This window comes from Actinomadura madurae (assembly GCF_047130825.1).
Lineage (GTDB): Bacteria > Actinomycetota > Actinomycetes > Streptosporangiales > Streptosporangiaceae > Spirillospora > Spirillospora madurae.
This window is the reverse complement of record NZ_CP083237.1, coordinates 6,740,621-6,766,426: the sequence shown is the minus strand read 5'-3', so window position 1 is coordinate 6,766,426 and position 25,806 is coordinate 6,740,621. Positions and strand designations below refer to the sequence as shown.

Sequence of the window (25,806 nt, the reverse complement as noted above, 5' to 3'; positions counted from 1 at the left end):
CCCATGTCTGAAAACATGGAACCCTGAGAAGGGAGAGCCGTGCGAAAGATCTACGCCGCGCCCCTGGGACTCCTGGGGGCGGGAGCCGCGACCTTCGGGTACGCCTCGCTCATCGAGCGGAACTGGTTCCGGCTCCGCCGTTTCGACGTGCCCGTGCTGGCGCCCGGCCGTCCCCCGGTGAAGATCCTGCACCTCTCCGACGCGCACCTCACCCCCGGCCGCTCGCGCCTGATCCACTGGGTCCGCTCCCTGGACGCGCTCGAACCCGACCTCGTCGTCAACACCGGCGACTCCCTCTCGCACCGCGACGCGATCGGCCCCTTCCTGGACGCCCTCGGCCCCCTCCTCGACCGTCCCGGAGTCTTCGTCTACGGGTCGAACGACCTGTACTCGCCGGTGCTGAAGAACCCGCTCCGCTACGTCTGGCGGACGAGCCAGTCCGACTACGACCGCCGCCGCCGCGAACCCGACCTTCCCTACCGCGAACTCGGCTCGTCCCTCCAGGCCGCCGGCTGGCTCGACCTCAACAACCGCATCGGCCGCCTCAAGGTCGGCGAGCTCGACGTCGAGTTCGGCGGCATCGACGACTCCCACATCAACCGCGACCGCTACGACAAGATCGCCGGCCCGGTCGACCCGCAGGCCGACGTCCACCTCGGCGTCATGCACTCCCCCGAACCCCGCAACCTCGACCGCTTCACCGCCGACGGCTACGACCTCCTCCTCGCCGGCCACACCCACGGCGGCCAGGTCTGCGTCCCCTTCTACGGCGCCCTCGCCACCAACTGCGGCATCGACCGCCCCCGCGTGAAGGGCCTCCACCAGCACCGCGGCTCCTGGCTGCACGTCTCCGCCGGCCTCGGCACGTCCCCGAAGGCCCCCATGCGCTTCTGCTGCCCGCCCGAGGCATCCCTCCTCACCCTCGTCCCCCGCCGGTGAGCTGGAAGACCGCCTCCTTCACCGCCTTCTGGTACGACTTCGCCGTCCAGAACCGCGTCCTCTCCCGCGTGGGAGCCCGCGTCCTCTGGAACTACGACATCGACCACCTCCATACGTCCATCGCCGCCCAGGACCCGTCCGCCCTCACCCTCGACATCCCCTGCGGCGGCGGCATAGCGGTCACCGACAACCCCCGCCACGTAGCCGCCGACCTCTCCCGCACAATGCTCAACCGAGCCCGCCGCAAGACAACAACCCTCCTCCAGGCCGACATCTACGCCCTCCCCTTCGAAAACTCGACCTTCGACACCTGCCTCACCTACAACGGCCTCCACTGCCTCCCAGACCCAGCCGCCGCTGTACGCGAGTTGGCCCGCGTCCTACGCCCAAGCGGTTGGCTCCGCGGCACCACCATCGTCCGAGGCGCAGGCCGCGACCCCCTCATCAACCTCCTCCGCCGCCAAGGCACCTTCGGCAACCCAGGCACAGTCACCGACCTCCGCACCTGGCTGACCACCGCCGGCCTGACCTCGATAGAGCTCACCCACTCCGGCGCCGTGACCGGCTTCACAGCCCGTAAATAGGGACGCAGCACCCCCCGGCATCCGCTAAGGTGGACTAGGCGCCGGGAGAACGTACGACTCCCGGGCAGCCACCACCGGGGTGTAGCGCAGCTTGGCAGCGCGCTTCGTTCGGGACGAAGAGGTCGTGGGTTCAAATCCCGCCACCCCGACAGAAACCGCCAGCTCAGAGGCCGGTTCTCCACACAGGAGACCGGCCTCAAGATCTTTTGACCCCCATCTGACCCCGCCCCCGACCGTGACTCCGCGACCTCCAAGGTCACGCACCATCACCTACTGGTCACATCTCAGCTCTCTCCGGACCCGTTTGAACCTCAGCCCCAAGCTTCCCCAGCGCCTGCTCGCCACAGGCGGACGCAGTGCGGTTGGCCTCGCCCTGGTCGACGAGGCTGCACCTTGAACACCGCGATGAGAGCGCACGAAGCACATACTCAGTGACCGTGAACGTTGAGCCTTCGCGATAGCCACGACGCGATCGGTGGCCACAAGTGCCCGCCCCGGCACTGTGTCACTGCGTCCGTGCCATCTCCTCACCTACTTCCTGCGCGAAGCGCATCGTAAGCAAGCGGCCAACGTTCGAGGGATGCCACCGCGGCCTCCCGTGGGGGTCTGCACGGACTCGGCGTTAAGCCTTGCTGCGATACCCCGGATAGTGAGCCCCTCCTGATGCAGGCTGAGAACGTAGACCATCAACTCACGTGTACAGCACGGCAGGCGGCCCCGCCGCGCAGACTAAGACGTCTTCTCATTTGGTTAGTCGGCGGTGACAGATGAGGGTGGCGGTGATGCCAGACGAAGGCCAGGAAGTGTTCGGGCTTGCGTTCGTAGCGGCGGTGCAGGCGGCGGCAGCCGCTCAGCCGGGACACCGTCCGTTCCACCACCCAGCGGTAGCGTCCGAGCCGGTCGGAGGACTCGATGCCGCGGCGCGCGATGCGCGGGGTGATGCCCCGCCCGCGTAGCCAGCGCCGCAGGTCGGTGTAGTCGTAGCCTTTGTCGCCGTGCACTTTTGGCGGGCGGCGACGGCGTGGCCCGCGCCGGGAGCGGATCGGCGCGATGCCCCGCACCAGCGGCTCCAGTGCGAGTTTGTCGTGGGTGTTGGCCGCCGAGATTCCGACAGACAGCGGCAGTCCGGCACGATCGGTCAGCAGATGGATCTTCGACCCAGGTTTGCCGCGGTCGACAGGATTCGGGCCTGTCAGCTCCCTCCTTTGGCGGCACGGACACTGACGGAGTCGATCGCGCACCGCGACCAATCCAACTCACCGCGCGCACCCAACTCGTCCAGGACGAGCCGGTGCAGCTTGACCCACACTCGCGCAGTCGTCCACTCGGTGAAACGCCGGTGCGCGGTCGGGCCCGACGGCCCGAACACCGGCGGCAGCTGCTGCCACGTACAACCTGTGGTGGCTACGAAGATGATCGCCGCCAGGACCTCACGATCCCCGTACCGGCGCCGGCCACCGCCCTGCGGCCTCGTGGAGCGGGCGGAACCACCCGCTGGAACAGCTCCCACAACTCCTCTGGCACCAGCCGCTCGACCATCTCCACGTCCGCAGGCATGCACGACCCCAAGGATGAGGACGAGCTCAGCCTCGTCCTCGAAGGCCAGGGATGCCGCTTTCGGCCGGAGGTACTCCAGCACACGAGGCCAGCCCACAGCCCGCAAGCGCTTGGCTTGCGCCGACCCCGGAGACGGGCACACTGCGGACGGCGTTGTCATCGAGCGGTCCCTTGTGGTCGGCTGTTCCGGTGAACATCGATCAGTTCTTCGGCTACGGGCTTGAGGCCAGCACAGCTCGTAGATGTGCTTCAGCCACGCTGGTTTTGTATTCGCCTGTCGACCCCCGGGTTCGGCGGGGTGCTCCAGTGGAGGCGGCCGCTGAAGATCGTGATCGCCCCGTCCCCTAGATCGGAAGATCGTGCTCCAGCCACAGAGATCGTCAACGCTGTGCGAATTGTCCCTCGGCCGCGCGAGCGTCCCTCGAGGAGAAGAATCCGAGGGTGGGCACCTCCGAGGTGCCCACCAGCAGGGCACGATCAAGCAGGGTGTTGAACTCCTCGCAACTGGTCTCCGGGAGAAGAACACACGAGTGGCAAGCGGCTCGGTTTAAGTTGTCGGTGCCACTGGTCTGCGCTTCCATGCACAGTGGATCAGCGGAACACCACGACACTCGTTCTAGGGCGCTGCGCACAGAGGCGGCGAGGCGCCCCGATTCCACCTGGGCGACAATGCCGCCAAGGCTTCCGGCGGAGTCGCTGGTGGCCGTGTAGACCAAGAAGCCGGACATCTTGTCGGACACGTACAGGCGCTCACGCAAAGACGCCGCGGGGTACCCCGAGTCCAAGCTCCACTCATTGATGATCGAGTGAGCCAGCGTATGAATCATGACCAGCCGCGGTGTGATCTCTCGGTCCGGGTCCAGGCCGAATCGTGCGAAACGCTCTCGGTACGCATGGCCGATCGGAGTTATCCGGGTCTGAACCTCGGGCCGTGACTCCCACTCGGCCACTCGATCCGGATCTAGCCGGAGGAAGACGCCCTCTCCGATGACTTGGATCGCGGGCAGCCAATCAGGCTGGTTCTCTGCCGAGTAGAGCGGCGTCCGCCGATCGATGTTCGCACTGTTGGGCGCGGCTAGACGAGTGAATCCCTTGAGGACGCGTACCTCTCGTAGTCGCTTCACCCGCATTACCTTGTCGAGGGCCAGCTCTGTTGCGATCGCCTTGTCCGGCCATGGTACGCAGACGAAATCCTGCGGTCCCGGTTGCTCTTGCGTGGTCCTGGTCAACGCCTGGTACTCGTCGAACTTCAGCGTCTCCTCGGAGTCGTCCGTCTGACCGGCATCGTCCTGACGACGCCTCACGACCGCCTGGATGATCTCTTCCACGCTGTACAGCCGGTGGTTGTCCAGCTCCAGCTCTTCTAGACGATCACGTAGGTCAGGCGCCTTCTTCAGGGACTTCCAATGGCGTTCCACCAGCTTCTGGACGCCCTCCGACCATGGCGGGATCGAGAGCGCGGATCGCACATCGGAGAACCAGACACCGGACGCGCCTCGCTGCATCGCCCGCGGGAGCTCTTCACATTCCTCTGCCGGAACGTCACCAAGCCAGGGGCGCCGTCCGGTGCAGTCGCTGATCCCCCTCAGCGCAGCTTTCCTCAGGGCGCCTTCCATGGTGACCGGGCGCACGCCGCACGAACAGGAGATCTCGATGTCGCCGAGCGAGGCGCTGCGTCCTGTGGCCTTCAGCCTCAGGTCGTGCCGCTGAGAGTCACTTCCGACGGAATTGCCGCCCTTGTGGAGCCAGCGAAAGTAGGGAAAGTCGTCGATGTGACCTGCGGCGCAGCAGACGACGAATCTGGACGGCACCAGCTCGCGATCGCACTCCTTGCACTTGGCAGGACTGCGGCTCGCACCGAAGAACTTCGCCTTTGCCAGTCGGTTGCACCCAGGGCAGGACTGGATCTCGGGGAACCGGACCACCGGAATGTCGCCGTACTTGCTGCTTTCGGACGCCGGGGGGAGTCGGAAGCACTCCACCCCGAGTTCTTTCTCCAGCCGGCGCTCGTGGATGATCTGATCAAAGGGACCGAGCTCGGGCCAGCGGTCGAGTCCGGCCACCATGAACGACTCACTGCCGACGGCTATCAGAGAACCGACCCCATAGGTTGTGATGAGCTGAGCCCTTCGGACGCCCCCTATGGGTTTCCCCTTCACCGCACTGCCCTGTCCAGGTAGATGGTCGACTCGACATCGACGTCGCGCAGACTCCATAGCGTCGCGAACGCGGAAGCGATCGAGTCGTCCGACTGGTCCCATCGGCCGGCGTCGACCATCAGTCCGGGCTGTCGGTACGTGCCGTATGTGAGCTCCGGGTCTTCGTCCGCCGCCTCGCGCCACTGGGCGATGATCTCTTTGATCTGCTCTTCCGTCATGTCTCGCTCGGCTCGGTCGGCGACCCGCTCGACGCGGGAGAGGATCTGATCGCAGATCACGTTGAGTTCGTCCTCGAAATCGGCGATGTAGGCGGCGGCCTCTTTGGGGCGAGCCACGGGGATCATCAGGCGGGCTAGCGCCACGATCGCGGCGTGGAGACCGCGATCGCGGGCACGCGCCGAGAACGGCGTCACGCTGGTCGCCTCGACTTGGCGATACAAGCCGGAGTGATACGAGGTGAAGTTCTCGTAGTGTGAGCGATCCCTGGACCGCGCTCCATTGAAGAGGGTCGCCACCAGCCCAGGCCACTTCCGTCCGACCCGACTGGTGGCCTGGATGTACTCAGAGGTGGACTGAGGCTGCCCCATCATGACCATCAAGCCGAGACGATCCACGTCGACCCCCACGGAGATCATGTTGGTGGCGAGGATCACGTCCAGTGCATCCGGATACGGCGTGGCCATGTCCTGTAGGTGACCAGGGATGGCACTGGACGGCTCACGACTGGTCAGCTCGATGTCCCGGCGGATGTCACGCCGTTTCTGGCCGAGACTCTCGCTGAGGAGGTCGAGACGGTCGTTGACGTCGTCCTGAACCTGAAGCTTGGCGCCGCCGAGAAGTCGAAGGCTGTTGAAGTAGCCCAGGAGTGTCCAGTAGGCGTCCCGGACCTCGTCGCTCCCCTCGATCACCTGGGCATGGTGGAGCAGAGCCGCGTACGTCCGCACCATCAGGCTGGTCTGGCTGGTGGCCGGCGCCATGAGGCCCACGTAGAGCCTGCTCGCTTTCCGGCAAGGTGGTGTCTCAACCGAGAAATAGGAGTCTCGGGCATCGAGGCCGGGCGGTGGGAACTGCTCCACCTGACGATCGAACAGCGCCAGGCCCTGGTGCACGGCACGACGGATCGTGGCGGTGGAGGCGATGACTTTGGGCCGTTGACCGATCAGGTCCACGACGGTCTCGTAGAGACCCGCCAGAGTGCCCAGCGGGCCGGAGATGAGATGCAACTCGTCCTGGATGATCAGTTCGGGCGGTGGTTCGGAACTGAAGTGGTTGAAAAGGTTGCCGATCTCCGGCTTCCAGGGCAGCCCGGCGAACTTGTCCGCCGTGGCAATGATCAGGGTCGGGCGCTGCGCATAGATGGTCTCGTCGACTACGTGGACCGGAAGGCCGTCAGCGAAGTCACAGCCCGGGGCGCCACAGGCGATCACCAGGCGATCGGCGGAGATCTTGTAGTCGTAATGGTCCAGCGCAGTGCCGCACCAGCAGCAGGAACGTATTTGGACCGGGTTCTCCTCCTGTACCTCTTCGTTCTTGGCGAGCCTCCGCAGGGACCGCTTGGCCTCATCCAGCGTGTTGGGCGTGGAGCCACGGCCGACCCACATGCCTATGGAGATCTCGCGCTGACCGAGATGGGCTCCGGCGTCCCGACGCAACCGCTCCATGCAGCACATGAGGAGGGCGGCACGTTCGAACTGCTGAACCGTCAGCAGGCGAAGGGTGTACCGCATCAGGACCGTGACCCCGCCTCCGTTCTGCGGGTCTCGTAGTCGCCTGAGGAAAGTGGAGAAGGCGATCAGGCCTAGGTACGCCTCGGTCTTGCCACCACCGGTTGGAAACCACAGCACGTCGGCGATGTCGCGGTCGACCGACTCTCGATCCACGACACCGCGCAGAGAGAGGAGTATGAACGCGATTTGGAACGGGCGCCAGGTGGCCGCCGTCTCATCGGGCTCGCACGCATCTCGGTTCGAGGACCTCAGCCATTCCGTACGAGCACGCTGCAGTGCCATGGAACGGTTCGCAAGTCGGAACGCCTCCATGGGGGCTGGATCCGCAGGATCCGCCAAGATCTCGATTCCCGCATCCATGCGATCGCAGGATGTCGTACACCGCCTCAGGTGCTCGAGGGCCGTCTCGCGCAGACTCTTGTCCGCGATGTCGTCGACCTGGTTACGTCTCTGGCGAATCCAGGCACGGTAGCCCGAGGTGAAGCCCTTCAGGGCGGCGATGACCTCGGCATCGGACACCGTTGCAAGGCGATGCATTCCGAGGCGAGCCACGTCGATTTCAAGATTGGAGTCGGCCAGCCGGAGATCGTAGGTGGGCACGAACGTCGTTCGAACCCATCGAGGGGCAGGGACCCCAGCCAGCTCGTTGACGGCGACCTTACTGGGCTCCCACTCCACCGCACAGCCATGGCCGGTAGCGAAACTCGGCGCATGACGGTAGAGCAGCCTGTAGGCACCGGCTTCCTCATCCGTGTCCGCGGAACCAAGCGGTGGCCGCTCCACGAAGGGTGACGATTCAGCGACGGGCCGTACTGTGATGCGCGGCTGGAAGAAAGCCGTCTCATCTCGAATAGAACTGTTGTCCTGAGCCACAGACAGGTTGAGGAGAGCCAGCGTGACGGCTGCGACTCCTTTAGCATTCGCTGGCCGTACCCGAACGAACAGTTCAAGATTGTCGGCGACTCTGATCGACTGCTGGCCCACTTCCGAAACCTTGATGCAGTGGGGTTCGATCGGCAGGCTCCTGCGCCGCCATGGTTCCTCCGCCACGGAGCTGGTGCGAGTACGACGTCCTTCCGCAGGAGCATCGGACACGTAGCGCGCTGCCTCCACTTCGACCATGATCGAATCTGAGATCGTAAGGTCGACCGAAAAGGACATCCCCATCGAGGACGGATAACGGACGTGGGCCATGGCAACAGCCGGGTCGGGAAAGTCCCCCTGGCGCCTGTTCTCGGGGGCCTCATCCAGCGGGTTGTTCTCGGCGACACTGTCCCGGGACTGCGGAAAAAGGATCCCGGCGGCGTACTTGGTGATGGGGGGATCCGTGATCGTCTCTTCGGCTGCACCGGTCGGTCCGATCAGATCTCGCTCCAGCCTGGTGACCAGCTCGCGGCGGAACGCATAGTGCCCGTCAAAGCTCACGACTGCACTCCTGCCCAGTCGAAACGTCCCAGTCCCACGATCCGCGGTCGCAACCAGATGCCCGACCAGCCGAGCCCTGCGTTGAGGCCGGCCGCTTCACGGCCGATCACGGTTTCGACGTTGTCCACTCGAAGCTCCTTGATCCTAGGCGGCAACCTACGGTCGCGCCCGGGCAGAAGCGCTCGCAACGCTCTGGCGAAGGATTCGGTGGTCACTCCGGCCCGGTGCCCGTCGTGTTCCACGAGGTACGCGGGAGAGTCCTCGGTCGATGCGACCGGGAGCCGAACGAGCGTGATGGGGTCGCCCTCTCGCACGGAAGTCGCAAGGTAGTGCTGAATCTTCAGGGGATCTTCCTGGAAACCGACCGTGCCAGCTGGCTCGTCCCGATTCACGTCTTCCGGTAGGACCTCAATTCCGAACACTCGCCCGGCCTTGAACCCCAGCTCAGCCCACCGCCCGTCACGCTGCCGCTGGAGACGGCCGGCAGTGAGCTTGGCGATCGCCTTCACATGGATCAGGAGATCGCGTGGCCGGGTCATGGCCACGTACAGCAGTCGAGCACGCTCGGCCTGCTCGATGGGGTCGTTCTCAGGTGCATCACCGGGGTCCACGACGATCACCTGATCGAATTCGAGGCCCTTGACTCTGTGAACGGTCGAGATCACGAGGCCGTCCGACCACTGTTGACCGAGCTCGTCGGGCAGTCCTCCACGGATCAACCGCTTCCGTATCGCCGGAAGATCGAGCGTCTCGTCGCGTCGGCCTCGATCGATGCGCCGAAGAAGCTCCCAGGAGACCTCCGGATCGACGCCGGCCCTACCGAGCACGTCCAACACCTCGGTCTTCTGCGGCTGCTTGGAATCGAGCTCGCGGAAGAGCGAGCCAACCCACGAAGGGATGGCCCTGTCTTGAGCGGACCGCTGGAGCCGGTGTGGGACGCCGAGGTCGTGAAGCCGCCGCGAAATCAGCAGGACTTCGTCGTTCGACCTGCAGAGCATCGCGGTCGTACCGGCCATCCGGGCCAGGACCGGGGCCGCCTGGTCGATCGTGCCGAGGGAGTCCCCTGCCATGAGCGTGGTCCGCAGACTTCGCTGAATCTCGTCGAAGGGCGCGTCCACGGCACCTAGCGACTCACCGTAGGCGATCGCCGCCCGGGCCTCGGACTCTCGAGCACGAAAGTTCCTCTCGAGTGCGACCTCATCGAGCTCATCTTTGAAGCGTTCGCGCACCTCCGCGTAAAGTCGCGCCGCTCCCTCCAGACGCTCCTGCGGATCGTCGAGTTGGAAGCCATAGATGCCTTGGGCCGGATCGCCGAGCAGGGTGAACCCCTCGATACCGGTTTCCAGTAGCGCCAGTACGAGCTCAGCGCGTTCACCGACGAGGTCCTGAACCTCATCAACGACCAGATGATGGATCTCTTCTACCAGTTCACCGACGTTCGGGTCTTCCTTGATCAACCGAGTCGCTTCACGAATCCGTGGCCCGAACCCCAGACGCTGCCAGCTACCATCGGGCTCTACCTCGGACAGGAGCCAAGTCGCGTAGGCGTCGAACGTCCGAACGTCCACATGCCCGACGGCGGAGCCGAAGACGGCCAGACGCTTCCTGACCTCGCTGACGGCTGCGCGCGAGAAGCTCAGTACAAGGATCTCGGATGGTTCGAGTTCCTCTTCCTCGATGAGGAAGGCGAGGCGATGGATCAAGGAGAGGGTCTTGCCAGATCCTGCCGGAGCCGTCACCAGAAGACGAGCCTCTGCGGGTTCTTCGACGACCTGCCGCTGCTCTTCCGTCAGCTGAACGTCGGTGCTCATCAGCTCTTCCACAGGTACTCGAACTGACGGAACGCGAGCTCTTCGCCGTACTGGGCGATGTTGTCGGCGACGTTGACGATGAGACACTCCTCCTTGCCGCCGTTCAGCGGACCACGGAGGCCTCTGCCGATCATCTGCTGGTAGACGTTCGGGCTATACGTCGGCCGAGCGACGATCACTGCCCGCGTCGCCGGCGCGTCGAACCCTTGAGACAAGACGTTGTAGTTGGCCAGGACGCGAACCTTGCCCTGCCGGAACTGCTCGATCGCATGCCGGCGCTGGCCAAGGTCGGTATCGCTCGATACCGCGGCCGCCGACACGCCCTTGCGGGTGAGCAGCGCCGCCATGGTCTGGGCGTGGTTAACGGATGTAGCGAACAGCAGAATCGGCCAGTCGTCGGGCAGCTCGAGGATCTTGTTGATCAAAATTCCGTTACGGATGGCGTCATGGCCGAGCCGCTCCTCAGCCGATGCCGGCAGTCGACGCAGCTGAGCAAGTGAGTCTCGCTCCTGCGCACTCAGATCGAGACTGGCACCCGGAAGTTCCTCATGCTTGACCTGGGCCAGCACTCCGAGCTTCTGCAAGGTCACGTACGGCTCGGCGCCCAGGATCTCCGGGCCGTCGCGGTGATGGTCCAGGCGGTTGCGCCCATAGCGCGCGACGAGCCGGTCGGTCTCTTCCGTGTTGGTGCCACGGAACGGGGTCGCGGTCAAGCCGATCAGAGGGCAGCGTGATCGATGAGGAGTCAGCCCGAGAGCGGCGAGGACCCGGGTGTATCGCGGACTGATCGACGCATGCGCCTCATCCACGACGACGGCCTGGGCTTCACGTAGCCACTCATAGCCGTCGGCCTCGATGACCTTTTCCAACTTGGCGTCGGTGGCTATGACGAGGTGATATCCCTCGTCCACGGGGTCCACCTCGTTGGTGGACCAGAGTCTGCTGATCGTCAACTGCTGAGCCGGACCCGTGTTGCGCCACACCATCTGCCAGGTCTGGACCGCCTGCTCGCACAGTTCCTCCGTCTGCGCCACCCACAGAACCGGGGTAGACACAGCGAAGGGAGGAAGCACCCGCAGACGGCGAATGATCGCCTCCACGGCGACGCGAGTCTTACCCGCTCCGGTCGGCAGGCTGAGCATTCCGCGTAGGGCGGGCCGGCTTTGGAGCACCTCCTGAATTCGACCGACCATGAGCTCTTGGTAGTCGTGCAGGGCTGGGAAGTTCACCGGACCTTGCACGGTGAGCACAGGTTCGAGGCCTGGTTGGCGGAACCCGGCATACTCGGCGGGGAAACCAAGATCCGCTACGAAGGCCTTCGCCAGATGGTTGCCTGCCATCTGGGTCGGTACGGGGAACCCCCGGTCCTCCAGTTCCTGCCGGAACTCCCGCAGGACGCCTGAGCCGTGGACGGCGAGCGCCAACTCGGCGACGGTCCGGTCGTCGACCGGGCCTTCCTCGGCCTCGACTGCGTCGACCAATCCGTACGGCAGCCTCTCCCGAAGAACATCGTCCCCGAGCATGGCCACCAGCTTGTCTCGGAGGTCCTCCAGCTCGCGGACCTTGAGGATCTGCTGGTCTCGCTGGATGTCCTCCCGATGCTGAAGGACCTGACGACAACGCTCCTCCGAGAGTCCTAGCCTGAGAAGGGCGTTCAACTCTCTGAGGAGCGCCAGGTCGTCGCCACGATCGAGCCAGTAGACCGTCTCTTCGCGCCGGCCGATGTCGACAGGTTGTGAAGTCTGACCCGACGGCGTACGGACGAGTTGCACCAACGCCTCGCAACGCAGCAGGTCAAGGCCGCGCAGCGGACGTCCGGGTTCGAATTTCAGCTGTGGGAACACATCCTCGAGGGGAGTCGGCTGACCTGAGGACGTAGCGCGAAGCTCGGTGATGTAGACCTCGTCGAAGGTCTTCATCCCCCACTGGTCCACGAGCCGGGCAACGTCGTCCGACTCAGGAACGAGCAGAGCCGCGATACCACCCGCCATGAGACGCTGATACTGGCTGGAGTCTGCCGTGGCGACGGCCTCCGCAGGAGAGCAGGTGGTCCATGTCTCGCCCTGTTGGCAACGGATTTTGACGGGAGCGCTCAACTGCGTGGCGGCAAGCGCATACAGCGCGCCAAGCTCCACGTGTCGTTCACTCTCCAGGGCCTGGTTGAGGAGCGAAAGCCAGAGGCCCCCCTTGATCTCCGCCAAGCTGTTGGCGAGGCCGAGAGCCCGCGCGAGACCAGGGTTGATATCAGCGACCGGCAGGACCCGAGCGTGGGCGGCCAAGCCTGGCCCGACGCAGTCTGCGATCCGACGGATACCCATCGAGGTGGCAAGCCTGCCGCTCTTCTCAATGGCCCACACCAACGGTGACGGAACGGGGAGGGGCGTGTCATCGGGACGAGTCAGCGCATGGACCGTCCACTTGGTGACCAGGCCCTCTACCGGCAGGTTCTGGATGAACCGAGAGCGCGCGGCCGGGGAAAGGTCGAACAGGAGCCCGAGATGTCCGGCGGGATGGGCGCCTTCGAGCTCGATCCTGCCCTGTTGAGGCCTGCGAACACCTGCCGGCAGGGCCTTGTAGTACAGGTCGACCATGCTCGACCTGTAGTCACCGAACCACACCGCCGACGACGGGTTCACATCAGGAAGCGGCACGTCCGACATACCCAACCCGCGCAGCATCCTGATGTCATCGTGATGAAAGTCTTCATCCACCATGAAATCCGAGTCATCCGGACTCCCGGAGGGAATGACAACCCCCGGTAGAAGGCAGCGGCTCAACCGTTTGTAGGTCCCGGCACGTGTTCGGACCATGAGATCCGCTACAACGCCACGGCTGATCACATGCTCAACGGCACGATCCACCGGGACGCGCCGGGCGAGCTGCCAGAACCGATCCCAATCCGGCCCCAGGTAAAGGGCAAAGCCTCCGGAGACCGCCGCAGAGAAGCGGCCGAAAGCGTCGGCTGCCTTGATCCCGAGGATCTCGAGGAATTGAGAGGTCTCTGGGTCGTCCTCCAGTTCCGGATCCACGTACACCGTGTCCTCGGAGGGGGGATCCATCGCCGTACGCCGGAAGACCTTGCCCTCCTGCGGCGGGACCAGTCGCCCGTCGGCCGTACGGAGAACCGCAGCTCCGCGAGCCAGATCCTGGTAGGGATGCTCTTCGTCGACCATCTCGGCCACGATCGACAACGCAACCGCGGACGCAGCGGCCGTACCGTCGGAGACCAGCGCTTCCAGCCACTCCTGGACGGTCGCAGCCCTGCCGTTCACGTCCTCGATCAGCATGTAGGCGCGTGCCCTGCGCGTCTGCGTCCTCTCCACAGAAGGGTGGCACCATTCGACAGGACGACCAGGGTACGAGGCCCATCGCTCCACCCACACTTTCCAACGCTCCTCGTTCTGGTCGGGAGCCTTTGGATGAATCCGGACGTCACCGGGGCGCTGGAGCGCGCCCTCCTGGTCGGGGATGGAACGGTTATTCGCTACCTCTATGCGGACGCGCTCAGTAAGGAGCTCGTCTGCCCAGTTGCGCGTTTCACGACCACGAGCCGTGATCAGCTCAAGAGGGCGTGCGGGATCTTCAGGCGTGGCGAGGCGCGGAAGAGAGGCGGCAATCAGACGGGCCGCCTCCTTCATTAGCTCCTGGTTGAACGTGTTCCCATCGAGGATATGCCGGCGGTCCTCATTCGTCTTCCAAGCAGCGTTCAGGACACCGCTCAAGGTCGTATCGTACTCCGTTGGAAAGAACGCCCAGAAGGCCCCGTCCCTGTTCCATCCAGAGTTTGGAACAGCCCAAGCGATGGGAACCGCGACACGCTGGCGATACTCACCCGCATCTGCCCATGCGTCATCAGAGAGAATGGAGTTCATCTCGAAGACCGACCACTCTGAGGGATCCTTCTCGACACCGTTCTCGATCACCTGGAGCGATCGGCGAACGCCGTCGCCCTGGACAAAGATCTCCTTGCGATACGAGACGTTTCTGCGGTCCTCGAGGATCACCCGGCCGGCATGCGGAGAGAACACCGCAAACACCTCCGGGAATACACGGAGCTGCTCAGCGAGTTGGTCGGCGAATCTGCCATCACGCAAGGGCAGCTTCACCACGGTCACGGCCCAGGACATCAGCTCATTGAGCGTTGGGTCGGCCATCCGTTCCCCGTCTGCATCAAGGAGATGCGCGATACGGAGGACAGGTGTGGGCCGCTCCCCGGGAACGCGTTCCAAAATCCGCTCCCGCGCGCGAGTTGCCGACCACCCGAAAGAGCCGGTACGACTGAAGAAGAGCGGTTGGTCAGTAACGCTCAGGACGGACTTGAAACCGACGCCGAAGCGACCGATCTCTGCACCTCGCTTGCGGGACAGATGCGAAGCCAAAATGGTCCGGGCACCATCGGGAGTGATCGGGTTACCACGGTTCGCACAATACAAAGCCTCCGTCGTGAGCACGATATGAATGAGCCCGTTACGAGAACCCATGAGCTCATCGGCGCCGTTCTGGATCAGCTCGTACAGCTGCCGGTGTCCGTAGCCTCCCTCCCGGATGGAGGTCTCGATGTTCGCGTGCTCCTCAATCAGATCAGCGTTGGCCACGTAGGACTGGAGACATGCCTCCGACTGAGTGAGGACGACCTGAGCGACAGGACTGTCCTCGCCCGACCAGCCGGAGCGTCCGGCGGGCTCGGCCTCATTCGAACTGACCACTTAGATCCGCTCTCCTCACGAACACACGCGAGATGTCCCTTTTAAGTAACGTCATGCCAGACGGGTACGACAGCTGGGCCCCATGAGCGAACAAACCAGCCGTCATGACTCCAAGTTCGCCAGCCGATGGTGTCCGGGCGGAATCTCCGCGGGGGCGTCGTCATGCGACTCGATCAGCCAACCCTCTTCGATCAGTTGGCGCAGCTCTTGGCGCCATGTCGGAACCTTGGCAACGCGTTCAAGCTGCTGGGGGCTCGCTGGCCAGGGACTGATGTGGAGGAGGTATTCGATCAGTCTCTCACCTGGGGTTGCGCCACCGATCGATCCGATGGTCTCTTCGCTCGAGGCAACAGCCTCCTCCAGGTATGGAGCATTGAGCCGGTAGGGCGCGTCAGCACCCGCACGTGCCGTGTCGATGTCCCAACCGACCTGACGAAGTTCGCGGATACGTCGGGCCCATGCCCGGATGGCCGCCACACCCTCCAGTTGATGGGGCGAGACCTCTTCCCCAGGATGACTGCGAAAGTAGAGAAGCAACGCCGTTCGGGCTCCACCAACGACGTCGTGGCGAACCTCGGCGAGCGCCTCTCGCGACTCAGCAAGGTGCCTGCCGACCTCGGCCGCGGTCTCCAGCCAGTCCTGAGCCCTCAGATTCTCACGCGGCGTGGCCTGCACGATTGCCAACGCGTCCTTGAGTGACTGCTCAAGCTTCTCCAGTTGCTCCCGGTGGAGACGCCGACCACTCTCGGCCGAGTGAACGTTCATTGAGCCGCCAACGCCTTCCTCTGTGCCCTGTAGTGGCGAGGGAGGGTCGTCTTTCGGCACGCTGACGCGGAGCCCAGCCATCGAATGACTCGGTCAGCAACCCTGAAGAGACCATCCAAGCGTTACAGGTCCCAGACCATCAGGCTAAGAAGCTCATCCAGGCACGGGGTCCTTGACGACTCGAGTCGAGCCGCCCTCGCGGAGATTATGCGGTCCACCGCAAGGATGTCAACAGCTGGTCATCTGCATCAACGACGTAAGGGGTGAAATGCAGATTATCCCTTACACCACCTTAACACAGTAAGGGTGAGAATCGACACAAAAGGGCATATTTCACGCGGATTTGCCTCGACCCCTTGCGCTCAACGAGGTTGATCAGAAAAGCTCCGTTATGCCCGGCTCGCCCGGGCGGTGGGATGACTCTCTTACAGGGTCGTTCCTGTGTACGCGGGGATATCCGATCGGGCTCGGGCCAAGCAGCCTCAAGCCGAGGGCATCCTCGCCGCCACAAAGGTACGAAGTCCATGTTCTTGAAGTGAAAGAAGGGTGGCGTAGAACCATGAGTGCACCGTCGGCACGACCCGAACAAGGCCGAGACCCACCACTGGGAGGAAAACAAACATCAGCGACCATTAAGCGAGCGGCTCCTAATCTATTGCAGGCCGGGCTTGTTTTACCGGTCCAGGAGTTACTCGAGGTGCTTGGTCCCTTGTAGACGTGGATGTCTCTGCAACTGCGCGTGTGGCTTTCCACCCTTCCGGTGAAGGCGCACAGCAACATCCGAGATTCCAGAGCGAGGCCGAAAGAGCGGTCGTGGGGTATTGGCCGCTTGCTGGCGCACCGTCACAAAAAGGCCTCATGCGCAATAGCTGTTCATCGCCCGCAGCGCTATCGACCCTTCGCGACGGGCACGAAAGGCGAGAAGAACTCGCCAGGATCGTTCCCCGGGGCGGCTGGCGCCATAGCCCCACATTCCTCCAAAGGAGCAAGCACCGCCGTGATCACGCCTGCCGCCCCGCAAGGGCCATCGGAAAGGCAGCAGTCTTCACCACCCTCCGAAAAGGGAGAGGAGTCCCCGGACGGAGAGTATGAGAGCGCACACGCCGAGATAGCGCTCGGCCTCTCTCCCGACACGGGCGAGATTCGGAGCACGGCCAAGGCCAAGATCGGAGCCGTCGTCCTGGTAGGCGTCGGCGGCCCGACCTGCACCCTCTCACTGGCTCGACACGCGGGCCTTGACCCGAACTGGACCGGCGTTCTGGTCCTCGTGTACTTGATACTCGCCGGCTGGCTTGCCCTAAAGCATCGCAAGCGGTAAGTGAGCGGTGGGAGGCCCCGGTTCAGGTCGGCCGGGGCCTTCCGCTTTCTGGAGATCAGCGGAACCTTCACCTCGCGCGTACGATCGATTCGACCTTGAGTGCCGCTTCTCTGGGGTCCTCGTGTTCCCAGATCCTCACAGTCACCCAACCTGCGGCCTTGAGCAAGGCATCGGTCTCCCGATCACGCGCGCGATTTTTTTCGACCTTGTCGGCCCAGTAAGCAGCGTTGGTAGCCGCCTTCGTGTGATGGTCCGGACAACCGTGCCAGAAGCATCCGTCAAGGAAGACCGCCACTTTGGCACGTGTGAAGACCAAATCCGCCGTACGCCTCACATCCGGGAGCGGCCGTACCGAGACTCGGTAGCGGAGTCCCAAGGCATGCACGGCACGCCTGAGTGCCAGTTCCGGCTGGGTGTCGCGTCCTCTGTTGGCTTTCATGCTCCTGCGGACGCCGGGACTCGAGGCGACGGTCGGCCGCACAATCATCATGGATACCACCGTAGGCTTATCCAGCGAGGCATACCGAGGTGAACAGGCTAAACCGCACAGCGAGCACCGGAGGCGTTATTCTTAGCGGTCACGTCATCTCGACCGCCCGGAGCTGTCGTTGCGCTTCTCCAGGTTTCAAGCTTCCTGAGCATCCCATCGGTAGGCGCCGACCAGCCGAATGCCGCACAGAGAACGTGCATCGCCAGACGAGGGGGGACAGCGTTCCCGATCTGCTGACCCACGTCCCTCCCTTCCCAAGGGTAGTCCCGCGGGAAGGTCTGGAGCTGGCCGGCTTCCAAGTAGCTAAAGCGAGGCAGCTCTTCTTCGTCATCGGAGACGACGCGGTTACGGAAAATCTTTCCGGTTACGGTGGCTGAGGGCTCGTTGTGGGCTCGACGGCCACGATCCTTCGGATCGCCCCCTGTGCCGTAGTTCGAGATCACGGAGAACCGGTAGGGGCGATCGAGCGCATCCTCCATCGTCACCCACGGCTCCAGGCTTGGATTGCCCTCATCCCGCCGCACGCCCTTGCGATAGGCCCGGTGAGTGGGACTGGGGAGGCTGACCGACTCAGCATCCAGGCGAGCGATGAGGACAGCCCGCTTGCGGGTTTGCGGGACGCCGTACATTTCCGTGCTCAACACATCGCAATCAACGGCGTACCCCTCGCCCTGCAAGGCCTTCGCGTAGGCCTCCCATACGGGCAGGACCGCCGGAACCTGCTCGAGAACGATGGCCTTGTAGGGGATCTTCCACAGGTCGATCGCCTCAAGCGCCCAGCGCAGCGGCTCGAGAACCAGGCCGGTCCGCTCATCACTCAGATTGTTGAGATCTTTCGCGATCACATCGCGATCTTCTCGATTGACCATTCGCTCGACGAAGCTCAGAACGTCGTCAAGAGCCTTGCGACCAACGCCGGTGCCAGCGACGGTGAACGTCTGACAAGGGGGGCCGCCGGCCAGCACGTTCGCATCGGGGAAGTCGGTAGGCCCGTAGCCGCGCACGTCATCTTCGACGGTCTCTAGGCCAGCCTTACGTCGTGTCTCACAGGCGGAGGCCTCCCACTCGAGGCCGACGGTCGGGACACCAAGCTTCTCCGCCGCCACATCAAGTCCACCGGGGCCAGCGAACAGGTCCACGATCTTGCGGGGTTGCACTTGATCTCCAGGTAGGTCGTTCGTTCCTGATTCCGCCGCAGGTTCCTCACGAGATCATCCACGTTGGGCGACGGCGGCGCCAGCAGCTACGCAGCGTATCGTGCGCCGCCGACGGCGTCCTCTGCACTCGCGACTCATCATCGCGGGTTTGTCCAGCGGGTGTGGCCATGAGGGTGAGGACGGTGGGGCCGAGCAACCGTCGATCGTGTCGCGGTGGTGCTGGATCACTCGCCGGGCATGGAAGGCCTCGCCATCTTCAAGGCCGACGCTGGATTGTTGTCGGCAAGCTTGAACAAGCACCCGAAGGGCCGGGTTGTCCGGTCCTTCGAAGACTGCGTCAGTCGGCTATCGGGTGGTTGAGCGGTTGCGGGTTCTGGCGAGGGCCTCTAGGGCTGTTTCGTCGGCATCGGGGAGGGTGTGTAGGTAGCGCTCGGTGGTAGCGATGGAGGCGTGGCCTAGGCGTTCTTTGACTATTTGGAGGTCGGCGCCGCCGTTGAGGAGCCAGGAGGCGTGGGCGTGGCGTAGGTCGCGCATGGTCGGCCTGAAGTCGAGGCCAGCGGCGGCGATGGCCGGGTTCCAGATGTCGCGGCGGAACCAGTCGTTGGGGATGTGGCCATCCGTCATGCGCGTGCGGAGGGGGCGCGGGTTGTCTTTGCCGTTGGCGCGGCGGGCAGCTCTGTAGAGGGAGAAGGCGCCTCGGCAGTAGTCGCAGCGGCAGCGCCCGGCGGTGTAGCCGCTGAGAGTGCCGTGGTTGTAGGTGCGGCCCTTCTCATTCGGTTCGGTTCGGTTCGGCCGAGTGTCTCCGGGTCTGGGATCTCGGTGATGCGGGCTCGGGGCTTGTCCTGGGGCGGCATGTGGAAGAAGAGGTCGTCTCGGGTGAGGCGCGCCGTCCTGGTGGGCTCTTCGAGCTTCTCGGTCATCTGGGCGCTGAATTTGAAGCGGCGGTACTCCTTGTCCTTCGGGTAGTCCTTGACGAGGAAGTGGCCGCCCTCCGGGTGGAACTTCGGGTTCAACTCCACGACCATGCGGCTGACCGTGAGGATGCGCGTCTTGAGGTTGAGGTCCTTGGGACGCAGCTCGCTGAGTTCGCCCCAGCGGAGGCCGCTCTCGATCTCGGTTTCGGCGAGGAGGCGGAAGGTGCCTTCGGGGAGGGCGTTGTAGACGTCATCGAACTGCTCGGGCGTGACGATCTGGAGAGGCTTGCGCGCGATGGGCGGAGACTTCACCCCACGGCAGGGGTGCAGGTAGGTGACCTGGTCGTCCAGTGCCGTGGTGAAGATGGCACTGAGGATGATCTTGTTGCACTGGATGGTCACGGGCTTCATGCCCTGGTTCTTGAGCTTGGCGATCCAGGCTCGGACGTGCTCGGGGAGGATGTCGACCATCCGCATGCCGCCGAACTCCGGCATGAGGTGTTTGTAGATGGCGTAGGTGTAGCCCTCCCGGGTGCTGGCCTCCATCTCATGGTTCGGGAGCCAGGTGTTCTCGACGTAGTCTCTGAATCGCTGTCTTCCGCGGGAAGGTTCTCCGGTTCGACCTTCCGATACCTTAACTTCGGCGCGTTGCCAGGCTTTGTCCGCTTCTTTTTGCTCGCAAAGGTTCCGGCAGACCTTCGCTGGCCGCGAATGTCGTCGTAGTAGGCCGTGTAGCGAGGCTTGCCGTCCTTGCCCACTCTCTTGCGTGTCTGCCCCATGGGCTTCCGCCTCTCAGGCTTGATCATCTGACCCTCGTTTGACCCCGGACTGCGAGTGATGGCGTGGCCCTAGAGATCACGCGCTGGCAGCCGAACAGGTCATCTACCTGGGATTTTACAGAGATCAAGCTTTATCTGCGAGTCGCAGAAAACGTACAATACGCCCTTCGGGATGAGGAGATCGTGGGTTCAAATCTCGCCGGCCCGACACTGAATTGGCAGGCGAGAGAGAGCTCGGGGTTACCTTGGATTTCCCCTTTGATGTTTAAGTCCAAGGGAACACACTGTCACGAGTCGATTTCGGACTGCTCGTTGAATGGAGTCGGTGACCGGTCAGAGCTTGCCGTACGAGCTGTGAGTGCGCCGATATCGGGCTGGGACTACTTTTGTCGTTTGTGATGAAGCCGATTTGAAGCTGGGGGCGCGTAGGGTTGGCTGGTATCAGTCTCCTGTTGGGTGCGGGCGCGGCTTCTCATGCCTGGTGACGGTTTGTCGGAGGGGGGTGAACATCGTGCTGCGGACGAGTGTGAGTAGCAACCGGATGCGACGGATGACGTCGCTGAGGTTCGGCTACATTTTCTGATTCGCAGGGACCGGTGATCACAATGAGAGACACAATCCGTGTGTGCGCCGGTCACGACTTGGACGGGCCGTTCACCCTCGGGCGGCGGTTGCTTGCTCTCGTGGATGCGGCCCGTTCAGGTGGACCGATCAGCATCAAGGAACACATCGTTCGTGCGTTCATCGGCGTGCCCTCGATGGACATGGACCCTTCGATACTGCCTCTGAGCTTGACCGTCGACCCGCGTTGGCGCACCAGGTTTTACGGGCAAAGCCATGTGAGGCTCGTTTGCTATGAGCTGGCCAAGCTCCTTGTGGCGGACGGAGTTCTGTCGGACCTGTCGATTGAGGTCTGCCATGCGGAGCTGGCGGATGAGACCGATCGCGAGTTGCTGGATGCCCTCGACCGGCGGGTCCGCCGGTCTTCGACAGGGCTCCGGATCGCTCGCCGCCCGAGTGATGGCGGTGAGGCGAGGCTCTATCCCGATGTGCAGGCGGCGGAGATGGTCGAGATGCCCCGCTTGGCCGGCGCGGGGGAGCGTCGGTCATGGCACGATGCCAAGGCCGCAGAGCTCATTGATGGATCGCACCATCGTGCTGCGCTGGTGTTTCATCTTCTGCGGGGTACCTCGCCTGATGCTGCCAGGTCTCACCTGCGGCGGCTTCTGATCGATGCGGCTGGGTTGGGTCACTACGAGGCTGCTCTGAGGTACGGTCGGCAGTTCCTCGCCTCCGGGGCTTCAGCAGATGAGAGCGACAGTGACTACCATGCGGCGCTGAACGCTTACGGCATGGCGTTCCTCCAGACCGAGCAGCCGTACGCGGCACTCTCCGCCTTTGATTCCGCTCTCAAGGAGCGCAGCGATCCCGCCCTGCATGTGACCGGTCATTACGTCAGGGCCATGGTCTACACGAGATACGCGCCGCCTGAAGAGCGGAGTCTCACCAAAGTCTCTGCTGCGCTGGATCAGGCTGAGGCGGCCGCCGTCGACATCGAAGACCCGCGTTTGCGATGCCATTGTGAGGCTTTCCTGTTGAATGCGCGGGCACTGGTCTCGATGCATCGCGGTGATCTCGCTGGTGGTATCGCTCTGCTTGACCGGGATCTTGAGCTCCTCCGCACTCAGTTCGGCACGCTTGATGAGTTGCAGCATGACGTTGTCGTCCACGACAACCGGTCGACACTGCATATGAAGGTCGGGCAGGTCGACCGTGCGATCGAGGATCTCAGTTACGTCGTTGAGAAGGACTCACATACCGCGGAGTACCGTGTTGACAGAGCGATCGCACTGCATGCGGCAGGGCGGGTGTCTGAATCGCTCGACGACTTGAATGTCGCGATCGAGCATTGCATCACCGGTCCCGAGGCCTACCAGAACAGAGCGCTCCTGCGCCGGGAGGAGGGGGATCTCGACGGCGCGATCGACGATCTCCGGATCGCCTGTGACATGGACTCGGCGGACGAAGAGGCTCTCGCGCTGTTGAGTGAGGTCCTGATCGACTCCGGCATGCTCGACGAGGCCGAGCGCGTCCTCGATCAGAGCGATGCGGAGCTGGCGTCGGACGAGCGATTCATCGTTTTCCGGGCACGCATCGCCGCGAGTCGTGATGACATCTCCGAAGCTCTGCGAATCCTCGATCGCGGTCTCGATCAGGACTCCGATTCCGTGCCCTTGCGCATGGAGCGCTCGGCCGTTTTGCATATGGCTCATCGGCTGGACGACGCCTTGGACGACATCGAGCACGTCGCAGCCGGCGGGGAGAGCAGTCCGATCCTGGACCTTAACCGGGTGATGTTGCTGGTCGAGCTCGGCCGAATCGATGAAGCGCGCCAGAGGTTGACCCCCTTGCTTGGCGAGGATCTCCCGCCGGAGTTGCGTGACCACGCTCAAGGGCTTCAGAGCGCCATCGGTGGCGCGCACAGCTCCGTACCCACCTAGACCCGCTCGTCCCCGGGAGGGTCAGGTGGCTGATCCGGGGTGCCATAGGCGGGAGGGCGTGCGGGTTGTCAGGCGGCGTAGGAAGGTTAGGACGCCGGCTGTGCCTGTTGCCCAGGTGAAGGCTTGGGTATCTAGGTCGTTGCCTGGGAAGGTGGGGGCCTCGTGGGGGCCGCCGGATCGGATGAGCATTAGTTCGGCTATTTGTTCTGCGTGGGCCCAGTAGGTGTTGTCGTCGGTTGCTTGGGCCACGTCGATCAGGGCTTCGCCTATGCCTGCTAGGCCGCAGCACTGGGACGTCACCCAGGCGCGAGGGGCTACCTGGGTGCAGGCGTCGGCTATTCGGGTGGCCAGCGACAGGTAGGTGTCGTCGTTGTAGGCGGCAGCGGCGTGGAGGAGGGCCGTTGCCACGCCTGACATGCCCTGGCACCAGGATGCGCCCATGGGACGTCCGGACGGGGAGGCCAGTTCGTCGGTCAGGGCTTCGGCTGACTTGGCCAGGGCGGTGAAGCGTTCGCGGGCGCCTTCGCCGGAGGCGGTGTCGCCGGTGGCGAGGTGGTGGGCCAGGAGGAAGTCGGCTACGCCTGCGGCGCCGTGGGCGTAGGCGGTGTCGACGTCCAGGCCCGCGCCGGACGGTTCGAATGCAAGGAGTTGTTCGGGGAGGGCGTCCGGCTCGGTGAAGTCGCCGGCCAGCAGGCGGCGGGCGCATTCGGTGGCCGTTGCGAGGTGGTCGCCGTCTGGGGTGAGGGACGCCAGGAGGAGGTGCCCGGTGCCTATGCCTGCCAGACCGTGGGCCTGGTCCGCGCGTTCCTCGCCGGTCAACTGCACTTGCCCGGGTGAGGGGACTCCGGCGGTGGTTAGGAAGATGGCCGTTCCTGTTAGGCCGAAGTACAGGGACGGGGGGAGGTTCGCCGGGGGTAGGTTTGCGGCCGTCCAGTGCGCCAAGTCGAGGCCCATCGTTCGGGCTTCGGGGTGTTGGAGTAGCTCCATGCCCACTCCGGCGGAGCCTGCGTAGACGTTGGTTACCGGGGGTGCGGAGCGGCGGGCGTCGGCGGGGCCCTCCATCAGGCGTTCCGCGTAGCCCATGACCTCGCGGGTGGTGTGTGCGAGGACCGCGGATAGGAGGTCGTCGGTCAGGTGGATTGGGGGTGCGTACGGACGCGGGGTCGGCGCCTCGCCGCCGGTTCGGATTGACTCCGCGGCGGACGTTCGTTCGGTGGGGTCCAGGCTGAGCAGGTGGGGTAGGAGGGCGACGGTGCCCATGGGGTCCGGGAAGATCCGGGACAGGCACTGGAGGGTGCGTTCCACCCCCCGGACGGGGTCGGGGTCGATGATGACGGGGTTCAGTCCGGTCGCCGCGTAGAAGAGGGTCGCGCCCAGGGAGAAGTAGTCGTCGGCAGGGGTGGACGGACGTCCGGTGCGCTGGTCGGGGACGCTGAAACCGCGGCTCCAGCCGGGCATCTGCAGGTCCTCGTAGCCGCTGGTGCCGAAGTCGATGAGCGTGCAGTGGCCGTCCTCGACAACGATGTTCTTCGGGGAGAGGTCGCGGACGACCACGCCGCGCTCGTGCACCGCGTCCAAAACCTCCAGGACCCGGGACGCCAGGGCGGTCAGGTCGCCGTCCCTGTACACGCCGGACTCGGCGACGTGGCGGTTGAGGTCGGTGGTGCCGGCGTCGGTCATGACGAGGTACTCGTCCTCGCCGTGCCGGAAGTGGTCGAGGGCCTCGGGGACGCCCGGGACGCCGGTCAGGGCGCGGAGGATGCGTAGTTCGTTGCGGAGGTACATGCGCAGGTCGAAGCCTTCGGGGCGTTCGCCGACGTAGGCGCGGGTCTCCTTGACGACGACCGGGCGGCCGTCCGGGGCCTCGGCTCGGTAGACGCTGCCGCGCGGGCCTCGCATCACGCCGGACGTCACCCGGTAGCGTCCGCCGATCAGGCGGCCCGGTTTCGTGGCCGCCGTCGCCGACGCGGCCGCGGCCGGCGCGGCCGCCTCGGAAGGGGCGCTCCGGAAGGGGTCGGTTGCCCAGGGTGGGCAGGTGAACTCGGCTCCCGCGGCGCCGGGGAGGGTGTCGCCGGACGGGCCGACGACGATCAGCGAGAACTCGCCGTTCTCGTCGACCTTGTACTGCGGGAGGAACGGGGCGTACCGGTAGTAGACGGGCGCGTCGGGGCGGACGCGGCGGTCGCTGACGATGCGCGGGCCCGCCATGCCGGCCAGGGCCTCGGCGAGGGCGTGGCCGAGGGCGGTGACCTCGTCCTGCGCCGGGTAGACGGTGACGGCCTTGCCGACCGCGCCGGCGTCTCCGTCGCCCGAGTTCAGGTCGCTGAGGACGGCCGCGGAGCGGGCGGCCTTGAAGTCGCAGGCGGTGTCGAGCAGCACGGGGAGGACCCGGTCGAGGGTCGCGGCCAGGGTGCCGGGACGGGCCGAGACGTGCAGCTTCCAGCCCTGGGCGGGAATGTCGAACCGGGGGTCGTGCACGCTGACCCACGTATCGTCCGCGACTATTTCCCTACCATTCCCATGGGCAATGCCCGCCAGGTACTCCAGCACATCGAAAACCGGCGTGTCCGCACTGTCGGGACGTGACGTCGCCATTCGTCTCCCCCGTGGTGTCGTTGAATTGTGTATGACCGGAGAAAGACCACTGGACGGGCCGGTGGCCTTTCTCCGGCGCATGGGCGCGGGCCACCGCGGCCGCCGCGGGTCGCGGGGGCCGGCGCCGCTTCAGGGGTGGGTCAGACGATCGACGGACAGCAGGGGAAGGTGGAGCACACCGTGCGCTTGCAGGTGTTCACGCAGGCCTGCGGCCCGTGGAGCAGCTCCATCAGCTCCATCTCGAAATCGACGTCGAGGTCCTCGATGTCGAGGACGCCGGCGTCGCGGGGCTCGATCGCGAGCACGGACATGGGGGGCTCCTTCCTTGGCCGCTCGTGGCGGCCGGCGAGGGGACGTGAGCCGGGGAACGGCGCTTTGT

The 25,806-nt window shown here is 64.5% G+C and carries 15 protein-coding genes, 1 tRNA gene and 1 pseudogene; 5 read left to right on the top strand and 12 right to left on the bottom strand.

Translation table 11 applies throughout. From position 1 onward, the window contains the following. The first annotated feature begins 39 nt into the window (after positions 1-39). The 3 genes from K8Z49_RS31015 to K8Z49_RS31005 all read left to right on the top strand — a co-directional run bounded on the left by K8Z49_RS31015 (position 40) and on the right by K8Z49_RS31005 (position 1,672). A complete protein-coding gene (locus K8Z49_RS31015) occupies positions 40-939 on the top strand; it encodes a metallophosphoesterase (RefSeq protein WP_021591498.1) in 900 nt (299 codons plus the stop codon). Continuing rightward, positions 936-1,523: a class I SAM-dependent methyltransferase gene (locus K8Z49_RS31010; protein ID WP_412515877.1), complete on the top strand. Its 588-nt coding sequence runs from the start codon at positions 936-938 to the stop codon at positions 1,521-1,523. Before K8Z49_RS31015 ends, K8Z49_RS31010 begins: the two co-directional genes overlap by 4 nt. Before the next feature lie 75 nt (positions 1,524-1,598). Then, positions 1,599-1,672: transfer RNA gene (locus tag K8Z49_RS31005), tRNA-Pro, on the top strand. Positions 1,673-2,265: 593 nt separating this feature from the next. Here K8Z49_RS31005 and K8Z49_RS31000 read toward each other — a convergent pair. The 6 genes and pseudogenes from K8Z49_RS31000 to K8Z49_RS30975 form a co-directional block, all read right to left on the bottom strand. Then, a pseudogene (locus tag K8Z49_RS31000) lies at positions 2,266-3,062 on the bottom strand (IS5 family transposase). Positions 3,063-3,460: 398 nt separating this feature from the next. After that, the gene (gene drmB / locus K8Z49_RS30995; RefSeq protein ID WP_412515876.1) at positions 3,461-5,296 is read right to left on the bottom strand and encodes a DrmB family protein; all 1,836 of its coding nucleotides are present in this window, start codon (positions 5,294-5,296) and stop codon (positions 3,461-3,463) included. Then, on the bottom strand, positions 5,236-8,391 hold the full coding sequence (locus tag K8Z49_RS30990; protein ID WP_412515875.1) for a helicase-related protein: 3,156 nt from the start codon (positions 8,389-8,391) through the stop codon (positions 5,236-5,238). Before K8Z49_RS30990 ends, drmB begins: the two co-directional genes overlap by 61 nt. Further along, positions 8,388-10,202, bottom strand: coding sequence for a UvrD-helicase domain-containing protein (locus K8Z49_RS30985; protein WP_412515874.1), 1,815 nt, complete (start codon positions 10,200-10,202; stop codon positions 8,388-8,390). Before K8Z49_RS30985 ends, K8Z49_RS30990 begins: the two co-directional genes overlap by 4 nt. Next, a complete protein-coding gene (locus K8Z49_RS30980; RefSeq protein WP_412515873.1) occupies positions 10,202-14,908 on the bottom strand; it encodes a DEAD/DEAH box helicase family protein in 4,707 nt (1,568 codons plus the stop codon). The genes K8Z49_RS30985 and K8Z49_RS30980 overlap by 1 nt, the downstream gene beginning before the upstream one ends. A 102-nt stretch (positions 14,909-15,010) precedes the next feature. After that, positions 15,011-15,673 (bottom strand): hypothetical protein, encoded by a 663-nt coding sequence (locus K8Z49_RS30975; RefSeq protein WP_412515872.1) that lies wholly within the window; start codon positions 15,671-15,673, stop codon positions 15,011-15,013. 997 nt (positions 15,674-16,670) lie between these two features. Here K8Z49_RS30975 and K8Z49_RS30970 point away from each other — a divergent pair. Further along, on the top strand, positions 16,671-16,991 hold the full coding sequence (locus K8Z49_RS30970; RefSeq protein ID WP_412515871.1) for a hypothetical protein: 321 nt from the start codon (positions 16,671-16,673) through the stop codon (positions 16,989-16,991). A gap of 67 nt (positions 16,992-17,058) precedes the next feature. On the opposite strand, the gene K8Z49_RS30965 is transcribed toward K8Z49_RS30970, so the two are convergent. The 4 genes from K8Z49_RS30965 to K8Z49_RS30950 form a co-directional block, all read right to left on the bottom strand. Next, on the bottom strand, positions 17,059-17,430 hold the full coding sequence (locus K8Z49_RS30965) for a very short patch repair endonuclease (RefSeq protein ID WP_412521200.1): 372 nt from the start codon (positions 17,428-17,430) through the stop codon (positions 17,059-17,061). A gap of 98 nt (positions 17,431-17,528) precedes the next feature. Beyond that, complete coding sequence (locus K8Z49_RS30960; RefSeq protein WP_412515870.1) at positions 17,529-18,638, bottom strand: DNA cytosine methyltransferase; 1,110 nt, start codon at positions 18,636-18,638, stop codon at positions 17,529-17,531. A gap of 345 nt (positions 18,639-18,983) precedes the next feature. Further along, entirely contained in the window at positions 18,984-19,262 is a 279-nt protein-coding gene (locus K8Z49_RS30955) for a tyrosine-type recombinase/integrase (RefSeq protein WP_412515869.1), read from the bottom strand. Then, positions 19,259-20,098 carry a tyrosine-type recombinase/integrase gene (locus K8Z49_RS30950; protein WP_412515868.1) on the bottom strand — a complete coding sequence of 280 codons (840 nt, stop codon included), beginning with the start codon at positions 20,096-20,098 and terminating at the stop codon, positions 19,259-19,261. The genes K8Z49_RS30955 and K8Z49_RS30950 overlap by 4 nt, the downstream gene beginning before the upstream one ends. Positions 20,099-20,972: 874 nt before the next feature. Here K8Z49_RS30950 and K8Z49_RS30945 point away from each other — a divergent pair. Then, positions 20,973-22,832 carry a tetratricopeptide repeat protein gene (locus K8Z49_RS30945; protein ID WP_412515867.1) on the top strand — a complete coding sequence of 620 codons (1,860 nt, stop codon included), beginning with the start codon at positions 20,973-20,975 and terminating at the stop codon, positions 22,830-22,832. Between the two features lie 21 nt (positions 22,833-22,853). Here the strand turns inward: K8Z49_RS30945 and lanL are convergent, their stop codons facing one another. Beyond that, positions 22,854-25,427 carry a class IV lanthionine synthetase LanL gene (gene lanL / locus K8Z49_RS30940; protein WP_412515866.1) on the bottom strand — a complete coding sequence of 858 codons (2,574 nt, stop codon included), beginning with the start codon at positions 25,425-25,427 and terminating at the stop codon, positions 22,854-22,856. A gap of 140 nt (positions 25,428-25,567) precedes the next feature. Next, on the bottom strand, positions 25,568-25,738 hold the full coding sequence (locus K8Z49_RS30935; RefSeq protein ID WP_021591459.1) for an SflA family class IV lanthipeptide: 171 nt from the start codon (positions 25,736-25,738) through the stop codon (positions 25,568-25,570). Positions 25,739-25,806 lie beyond the last annotated feature (68 nt).